Below are 8,524 nucleotides of genomic sequence, written 5' to 3'. Positions count from 1 at the left end.
GGCTTCAACCGACTTCAGAACGGTGATGATCTGGTGCTCAGTAAATCGTGCTTTGCGCATGGTGATCTCCTTCAAGGACATAATCAGTATGCCGGAAGATCTCTAAAAGTGAATGGGCCGTTTGGGTGGGATACTTACAATCAGACCAAGGCAAAAATCAGCTTTTGAAAGGCATTGTTAGCTAAAACACTTACTGGTGAGCAGTTTAAAGTGTTGATGGTGCTTTTAGCTGATCTTGATTATGAAAATTATATTCAGGTAGCCCAAGCTGATATAGCAGATTCATGAAATATGCAAAAGACAAATGTAAGTCGCTCTATAAAGTCTCTTTTAGAGTTAAGCGTTATTCTTCAAGGCCCAAAAATAGGACGCTAGCACAGTTATCGCCTTAATCCAAGTTTTGGATGGAAAGGCACTATACCGAATCATCGGAAAGCTCTAAAAAATGGACTATCTGTAGTTCAAGGAGGTGTATCATGACCTCAATAAGAAGGAGAGGTATCATCTCATTTTTTGAGAGTGTGCTTTGTTTTTCAGGTGTCTTTCATTTATCAACTTCTTTTGTTTCTTTGCTTCATGGTAATAGCATTACGACTTGGACTGATTTGGGTTTGTCTTTAATTTTTGGACTTACAATATCATTAATATTTAAAATAAAAAAACAACCGGTTGCATTGTGAGTACCACTAATATTGGATATCGGGGTTTTGCAAAATGAAATTGCTAAGTGTTGATGAATTAAAACAAGTTTCAGGCGGTGATGTTGGTGAAACTATTGCAACTACTATTGGTGGCGCGATTGGTACTGCGATCGGGACTGAAGTTGGTGCTCCCGTTGCGGGGGGCGCTCTAGGTACGATTGCTGGCTCAATGGTCTATAGCGGAATTCAAAACGGTTATCAAACAGTCCCCAATGTGTCAGAAGGTGTTGGCTCCTACAACGCTAATTATAATCCCGGATTAATCGGTGGAGGTCCTTATTGGATGGGGTCGGTTGATTTCTGCCTCGCCAAAGGCCTTTCCGCAGATTGTGGCGGGAAGTTCTGATATTTAATCTCTGCGTTAATATCATAACCGCCTTATCAAGGCGGCTATAAACTCGGGCCATCCAGAAACCTTCCCTTTGTTAACTCTTTTTCTAATTCCAGTTGCCTTTGCGCTTTTGCAGCCATTTCATCAGCGACCAGTTTTTGCTGGTATTTTATTTCCGATGCTATCGTCTGTTCTTCGAGTAAAGGCTGCCAAATTCCTTCAGCCCCCGCTGTAATTGGGGTTTGACGCTCAGTGGAACGGTTTCACACGTTAAGGATTTTTTTGGTCTGATAAATCAAAACATTGTGGACAGTGAAAAACGCGCTAAAAAGGGTGTGTTTTTAATCGTTAAATGGCATTTAACGGACACCACTGTCCATTAATCGATTTTTCAGACGACCTTTCTCACTTAGCGTGAGTTTTCGTTCCACTGAGCGTCAGACCCGTAAACTGGTTCTCAGGCTCACGTAACCCCAGCTGCTCGCGCAGGGTATTGCCTTCATAGTCCTCACGATACAATCCGCGCTGTTGCAGGATCGGGATTACCTGATCGACAAAATCATCAAACGCCGTTGGCGTGCCGCCGCGCACGATAAAGCCATCGGCGGCACCGCGGGTAAACCACTGCTCCAGCCCATCCGCTACCTGCTCTGCGGTGCCGGAGAAGGTCGGGCGCGGTGTAGCCGCTTCCAGCGCGGTCTGTCGCAGGGTTAAACCACGTGCATACGCATCTTTCTTAATGGTATCGGTGGTACTGCGGAAACTGTTCTGCCCCAGGTCGCCAATATCCGGGAACGGTGCATCCAGTTCATGCTGGCTGAAGTCATAGTGCTCAAAGTAACGGCCAAGATACTCCAGCGCTTTTTCCGGCGTGACCAGCTGTGCCGTCTGCTGATAACGACGCTCGGCATCGGCACTGTCGTCACCGATAATCACGCTGATGCCCTGGAATACGCGAATATCATCGGCATTGCGGCCGCGCGCCACCAGCTGGCGACGCACATCTTCACGAAAAGCCTGCGCCAGCTCCGGGGTTTCCTGGCGGGTATAAATGGCATCGGCGGTTTCGGCGGCAAAGGCTTTACCGGCCTCAGAGGCACCGGCCTGGAAGATCACCGGACGCCCCTGCGGCGAACGGCCAACATTCAGCGGACCCTGCACGGAAAAGTAGTGGCCTTTGTGGTTCAGCGTATGCAGCTTCTGCGGCGCAAAGAATTCGCCGCTCTGCTTGTTACGCACAAAAGCATCTTCCTCCCACGAATCCCACAGCCCTTTGGTCACCTGCAAATACTCGCTGGCAATACGATAGCGCTCGCTGTGCTCAGGGTGCTGATCGCGGGAAAAGTTCTTTGCCGACCCTTCCAGCGGTGAGGTCACCACATTCCATCCGGCACGCCCGCCGCTGAGCTGATCCAGGCTGGCGAACTGACGCGCCACGGTAAATGGCTCGCTGTAAGAGGTGGACAACGTGGCCACCAGGCCAATTTTTTTTGTCACCAGCGCTAACGCCGACAGCAGGGTAATGGGTTCAAAACGGTTGAGGAAGTGCGGGATCGATTTGGCATTGATATACAGGCCATCTGCCACAAACAGAAAATCAAATTTTGCCCGTTCAGCCTGCTGCGCCAGCGCGGTGACAAATTCCACGTTGATGCTGGCATCGCTGACCGCATCAGGGTGACGCCAGGCCGACATATTGCCAGAGGGCCCCTGGATAATGGCGCCCAGACGGATGCGGGATTGAGTCTGACTCATGATAAAACTCCTTTCAGGGATAGATCAGGCAGCACGGCCGGGCAGTGCCGGCAGCGCGTCCAGTAATTGTCGGGTCCAGGGGTGGGCAGGGCGGTTAAACACCTGCCCGACCTCGCCGCTTTCCACTACGCGGCCTTCTTTCATCACCAGCACCCGATCGGCAAGGTGGTGGATCACGCCCAGGTCGTGCGATATAAACAGCAGAGCCGTCCGGTGTTCAGCCTGCATCTCCGCCAGCAAATCGAGGATCTGCGCCTGTACAGAGACGTCGAGAGCGCTGACCGGTTCGTCGGCCACCAGCAGCGCCGGATTAGGGGCAAAGGCGCGGGCGATGGCCACACGCTGGCGCTGACCGCCGGAAAGCTCACGCGGGTAGCGCGTCAGCAGGCTACGGCTCAGGCTGACTTCATCCAGCAGCTGGATCACGCGCTGTCGGCGGGCTTCGCCATACACGCCTGCGGCATCCAGGCTCTCACCAATCAGCCGTTCCACGTTGTAACGCGGGTCAAACGAGCTGAGCGGATCCTGCGCAATCAGCTGCAGCTGCTGACGGCGCGCGCGGCGCAGCGTTTCCGGCTGGTGACTCCAGCGCTGCCCGCCAATGGTGATCTCACCGCGCTGCGGCTCCGTCAGCCCCAGCACCAGCCGCGCCAGGGAGCTTTTACCGGAACCCGACTCGCCCACCACGCCCAGGGTTTCCCCGGCGCGCAGTTCAAACGACACATTGTTCACCACATGGCGATCGTCATAATATTTGTGTACGCCGCTGACACTGATCAGCACGTCGCCGGGCGGCGCTTTCTCCGGCAGTGGTTGTGGTTCTGGTGAGGCCAGGCGCAGGCCACGGTTCTGTGGCCGGGGAATAGCCTGCAACAGGCGGCGGGTCCAGGGATGTTGCGGGGCGGTCAGCAGCGCATGTGTCGGGCCACTCTCCACCACTTCGCCTTCACGCATCACCAGCACGCGGTCAGCCAGTTCGGCCACCACCGCCAGATCGTGGCTGATCAGCAACAATGACTGGCCCTGTTCACGCCGTTTGCGCAGCAGGGTCAGGATCTGCTGCTGCACCGTCATATCCAGTGCGGTGGTCGGCTCATCGGCCACCAGCAAGGCAGGTTTTCCGGCCAGCGCACAGGCAATCAGCACCCGCTGACGCAGGCCGCCGGAAAGCTGATGCGGATACACAGACAGCCGCTGCTGCGCGTCAGCAATACCCGCTTCGTGCAGCAGTTGCAGGCTGCGGGCCTTAATCGCCTCGGGCGGGGTGTTCCGGGCAGCCCATAACGCATCGGCCAGCTGTTGCCCGACCGTGCGCAGTGGATCGAGTGACACCAGCGCATCCTGTAATACATAGCCAATTTGCCGCCCGCGCACCGTGCGCCATTGATGCTCGGAATAATCCAGCGCGTGCTGCCCCATAAGGGTGAACGTCTCAGCGTTGAGCCGGGCTTCGGCGGCCTGCAATCCCAGCAGTGCCCGCGCCGTTACCGTTTTACCCGAGCCGGATTCCCCCACCAGCGCCACGGACTCGCCAGGCTGGAGGGTCAGGCTGAAATCACGCACCGCGTGATGACGGCCAAAATGAATATTAAGGTGGTGAATATCAATCAGTGCCGTCACAGTCTTTTCCCTTCAAAATGCGCCTGCCAGTGGCGACCGACCGTATTGACTGCCACAACGGTCAGCGTGATAGCCACGCCCGGCCAGACGCCGGTCCACCAGGCGTTGCGCAGATAGTTACGTCCTTCCGCCAGCATCAGGCCCCATTCCGCTGTCGGCGGCTGCGGTCCCATACCCAGAAAACTCAGCCCGGCCGTACCGATAATCGCCGTTCCCAGCCCCAGCGTTGCCAGCGCGGGCACCTGCGCTATTGCATGGGGCAGCACATGGCGCCACACCAGCACCCGCCAGGGCAGGCCAAAGGTGCGGGCCTGTTCAACGTAGCCTGAACGCGCCACCAGGAAGGTCTGCGCCCTGACCACTCGGGCAAAGCGCGGCACCGATGCCACGCCCAGTGCAATAATCAGGTTGGTGGTGCCAGGCCCGGTAAAGGCAATCAGCATCAGCGCCAGCAGCAGATCCGGGAAGGCCGAGATCACATCCAGGGTGCGGCCGATGGCTTCATCGAGCACCCCTCGCGCCAGCCCGGCCAGCAGCCCCAACAGACAGCCGCCCAGTACCGCCAGCATCATTGCGGCAACAGAAATCAGCAGTGAATAGCGGCTGCCATAAATCACCCGGCTCAGCAGGTCGCGCCCCAACTGGTCAGTCCCTAACACATGCTGCCAGGACGGGGCCAGCATGGCGTTAACCGGGTCAGCCAGCAGCGGATCGTGCGGTGCCAGCCAGCCGGGGAAGCAGGCCGCCAGCGCCAGAACGGTAAGAAACAACAGTGACAGCAGTAGCCCGACGGGCAGGCGCAGCGGCACGCGTAAACGGGCGATATCCGACATCTTTTACTCCTGTTCCTGATGGCGTAAGCGGGGATCCAGCAGCAGATAGAGAATGTCTACCAGCGTGCTCATCACCACGTAAATCAATGCGGACAGGATCGCCACGGCCAGCACCACGGGCAGGTCTTTCCCCAGCACCGCGTCCACCGTCACTTTGCCCAGGCCGGGACGGCTGAACACCTGTTCGGTGATCACCGCACCACTGAGCAGACCGCCGACCAGCCAGCCGGTCAGTGTGACGGCGGGCAGAGCCGCATGACGCAGGGCGTGGCGCAGACGTATCCGCAGATTGCCGATGCCCCAGGCACGCAGCGTCAGGGAAAACGGTTGATCGAGCGCATCTTCAAGCCCGCGACGCAGCACCTGTGACACCACCGCACCCTGGGCGAGGCCCAGCGACAGCGCAGGCAGCACCAGCGCGGAGAAATTGCGGTCTCCGGCTACCGGGAACCAGCGCAGCGTAAAGCTGAAGATAAACAGCAGAACAATGCCCAGCCAGAATGACGGGGTGGAAGCCAGCACCAGCTCCAGCCCGCTCGCCAGTCGACGTCCCCAGCGACGATGCGCCGTGGTCACGGCCACCACCAGTGCGAAGATCACGCTGACCACCAGCGCCGCGCCGGTGAGCTTCAGCGTGGGTAATAACTGTGAGCCAACCAGCGGCCCCACGTCGACATTCAGCAGGTAGGAACGACCAAAATCACCATGAGCAATACGCCACAGGTAACTCAGATACTGCTGCCACAGCGGCTGGTCCAGCCCCCACTCGGCGCGGATAGCGGCTTCGATAGCCGGTGTGCGCACCTGCTCACCCACCAGCAGGCTGACAATGTCACCCGGTGCCAGCCAGACGCCAATAAACGACAGGCTAACTGCCGCCCACAGCACCAGAACACCACCGCCAATGCGGCCGCTAATACGCCACCACAGCGTGGTGGCCGGAGCCGGACGTGACCGAATGACTGGCTTGAGAAGGGGAGTGGTTTCGCTGCTCATGATGTTCGCCTTTAGTGATCGCTTAACCAGATGTCGTACGCATTTTCCGGCATCTGTTTGAAGGGACGGAAGCCCGCGCCATGCACGTAGCTGGCAGCGGCAATCTGATCTTCCGGCTCATATAACGGGATCGCCACCGCCTGCTGCACAATCGCAAAGTGCTGCAACTGACCATAGAAACCCCGACGCGCAGAGGTATCCAGCGTAGAGGAAGCGGCTTTCAGCCACGGCAGCAGTTCAGGTGCCGATGTGCGGCTGTAGTTGATCGCCCCTCCCGCCTTCACCGGCAGATAGTGGTTTTCAATATCGATACCGTCAGTTTCGGTATTGGAGTTGGCAATCGAGCCAAACTGCCCGCTGTTACGCAGATCGCTGTAGGTGCCGGAATCGACATAGCGCAGCTTCAGCTCAACGCCCAACCGCTGACGTGCCTGGGCCTGAATGGCCTGCAACAGCACGTCGCGCTGGTCACGCACCGTGGCCTGTGCCTGAATAATCTCGATGCTCAGTCGCTGACCGTCTTTGGTTCGGAACCCTTCCGCATCGCGTTTCGTCCAGCCCGCTTCGTCGAGCAGCTGGTTGCCCAGCGTGGGGTTATTGCCGTATTTTCCTTCCAGACCGGCGTCATACAACGGGTCAACCGGTGAGGTAATGCCCCAGACGCGGGTGCGTTCGCCGCGATAGATCGACTTCAGGATCGGGTCAATATCCAGCCCCTGTAACAGCGCCTGACGCACTTTCTGTTCCCGGGTTGGGCCATATTCGACATTCAGGAACAGCGAATAAGGCGTACCGGCATTCAGCGCATGCTGATAGCTGTAGTCCGGGTTATCTTTAAATTCAGCAGCATCATTGCCGGAAACCCCTTCAATCAGATCCACCTGGCCCGACAGCAACGCCCCGGTGCGTACTGACGATTCCGGCAGGAAACGGTAGGTCACGCCGTCCAGCCAGGCCGGACCCTGATGCGCCGCATTGGCCGATGCCCAGCGATAATCTTTGTTTTTCACATAGACAATCTGCTGGCCTTTTTCATAGCGCTGCAGAATAAACGGCCCGGTTCCGGCGAGATCGGTCCCGCCCGCTTTCAACTGCGGCGACTGCCAGGATTTTGGCGAAATCAGCTTCAGCCCGGCAGCAAAGGAGAGGAAGGGTGAATACGCGTCTTTCAACGTGATCACCAGCGTATTGTCATCCGGGGTTTCGACCGTAGCGATATGGCTGCCCAGTGCGCACAGGCTGGAGCCTGCGCAGTACGCCGGGTCCTGAATATGGCGGAAGTTTTCTGCCACCGCATGGGCGTTAAACTTCTCACCGTCGGAGAAGTGCACATCCTTTCGCAGGGTGAAGTGCAGGCGTTTGCCGCCGTCTTCAACGCGGTAGCTATCTGCCAGCCACGGAACAAAGCTGCCATCGGCTTTACGTGCCAGCAGCGATTCATAGGCCACGCGCAGGATCAGCTCGGCTTTGGACTGACCATTCAGTTGCGGGTTGAGCGTATTAGGCTCGGTTTCCACCCCCCAGGTTAAGGTCCCGCCGGAACGCGGTTTATCGGCAGCAAAAGAAGAAGCGATGGAGATCGACAGCAATGACAGCGTGGCCATCATGGCCACTTTATTATTTAAGCGCATAGTTTTCCCAGATAACTCATAAACAATTTCAGGCGGTGAGTGAATTTTCAATAAAATCGTGCACGTATTCTTTTATTCTGGCGTTTTGATAACGCTGCTGATCGAGCACCTTGGTTAAATACACCAGCTCCACGCCCAGCGGGTTAATTGCCCGGTGAAACGGTTGATAACCCCGGCGTAAATAAAGGTCTGTCAACCACGGATGTTTAATCGAGGTGGCTAAATACACTGCAGGCGATTTTAAGGTGTCGCGCAAGAAACTCTCTTCGACATAGCGGATAATCCGGCTGCCCTGGCCCTGACCTTTGTGAGCCGGATCAACGGCAAACCAGTGCAGGAACGGCCACGGCGCCAGCTGTCGCTTGTTCTCGGTCCACGGGAAGCGTGCCGTCAGCGTGGCCACCGCTTGCCCGTCGTGTTCCAGAACAAAGGTCGATTCGCTGGCGATCACGGCGGCAACATCCGCTACCGAGGCCTGGGTAATGGTGAAATGAATACCCTGCGTTAATAACGGTGCATAGGCACGCTGTAACAGACCATGCAGTAATTCAGCTTCTTCCGGTTTGGCTAAACGAATACGTTCAGTCATGCTCGCTCTACCCAGGTTGCGTTAAGGTGAGACAATTATTAACAGCATGATGAATAACTGTGAAAGAT

General features: G+C 56.7%; 8 protein-coding genes. 2 read left to right on the top strand and 6 right to left on the bottom strand.

The window, feature by feature from the left end:
- Nucleotides 1–476 precede the first annotated feature (476 nt).
- Together ACFL9S_RS16450 and ACFL9S_RS16445 are read left to right on the top strand one after the other, a co-directional pair.
- On the top strand, nt 477–680 hold the full coding sequence (locus ACFL9S_RS16450; RefSeq protein ID WP_405262968.1) for a hypothetical protein: 204 nt from the start codon (nt 477–479) through the stop codon (nt 678–680).
- Nucleotides 681–714: 34 nt separating this feature from the next.
- Nucleotides 715–1,047 carry a hypothetical protein gene (locus tag ACFL9S_RS16445; RefSeq protein WP_405262967.1) on the top strand — a complete coding sequence of 111 codons (333 nt, stop codon included), beginning with the start codon at nt 715–717 and terminating at the stop codon, nt 1,045–1,047.
- Nucleotides 1,048–1,437: 390 nt separating this feature from the next.
- Here the strand turns inward: ACFL9S_RS16445 and ACFL9S_RS16440 are convergent, their stop codons facing one another.
- Genes ACFL9S_RS16440 through ACFL9S_RS16415 form a run of 6 tightly spaced genes read right to left on the bottom strand, consistent with a single transcriptional unit; the run spans nt 1,438 to nt 8,456 of the window.
- The gene (locus tag ACFL9S_RS16440) at nt 1,438–2,787 is read right to left on the bottom strand and encodes an LLM class flavin-dependent oxidoreductase (RefSeq protein ID WP_405262966.1); all 1,350 of its coding nucleotides are present in this window, start codon (nt 2,785–2,787) and stop codon (nt 1,438–1,440) included.
- Between the two features lie 24 nt (nt 2,788–2,811).
- On the bottom strand, nt 2,812–4,407 hold the full coding sequence (locus tag ACFL9S_RS16435; RefSeq protein ID WP_405262965.1) for a dipeptide ABC transporter ATP-binding protein: 1,596 nt from the start codon (nt 4,405–4,407) through the stop codon (nt 2,812–2,814).
- The gene (locus ACFL9S_RS16430) at nt 4,404–5,240 is read right to left on the bottom strand and encodes an ABC transporter permease (RefSeq protein WP_405262964.1); all 837 of its coding nucleotides are present in this window, start codon (nt 5,238–5,240) and stop codon (nt 4,404–4,406) included. The genes ACFL9S_RS16435 and ACFL9S_RS16430 overlap by 4 nt, the downstream gene beginning before the upstream one ends.
- 3 nt (nt 5,241–5,243) lie before the next feature.
- Complete coding sequence (locus tag ACFL9S_RS16425; RefSeq protein WP_405262963.1) at nt 5,244–6,236, bottom strand: ABC transporter permease; 993 nt, start codon at nt 6,234–6,236, stop codon at nt 5,244–5,246.
- Nucleotides 6,237–6,247: 11 nt separating this feature from the next.
- Entirely contained in the window at nt 6,248–7,867 is a 1,620-nt protein-coding gene (locus tag ACFL9S_RS16420) for an ABC transporter substrate-binding protein (RefSeq protein WP_405262962.1), read from the bottom strand.
- 28 nt (nt 7,868–7,895) lie between these two features.
- The gene (locus ACFL9S_RS16415; RefSeq protein WP_405262961.1) at nt 7,896–8,456 is read right to left on the bottom strand and encodes a GNAT family N-acetyltransferase; all 561 of its coding nucleotides are present in this window, start codon (nt 8,454–8,456) and stop codon (nt 7,896–7,898) included.
- Nucleotides 8,457–8,524: the final 68 nt, after the last annotated feature.

It is taken from the genome of Erwinia sp. AnSW2-5, from assembly GCF_045107195.1.
Classification (GTDB): domain Bacteria; phylum Pseudomonadota; class Gammaproteobacteria; order Enterobacterales; family Enterobacteriaceae; genus Erwinia.
Note: the sequence above shows the minus strand (reverse complement) of the source record. Positions and strands in the feature narration are given on the sequence as shown.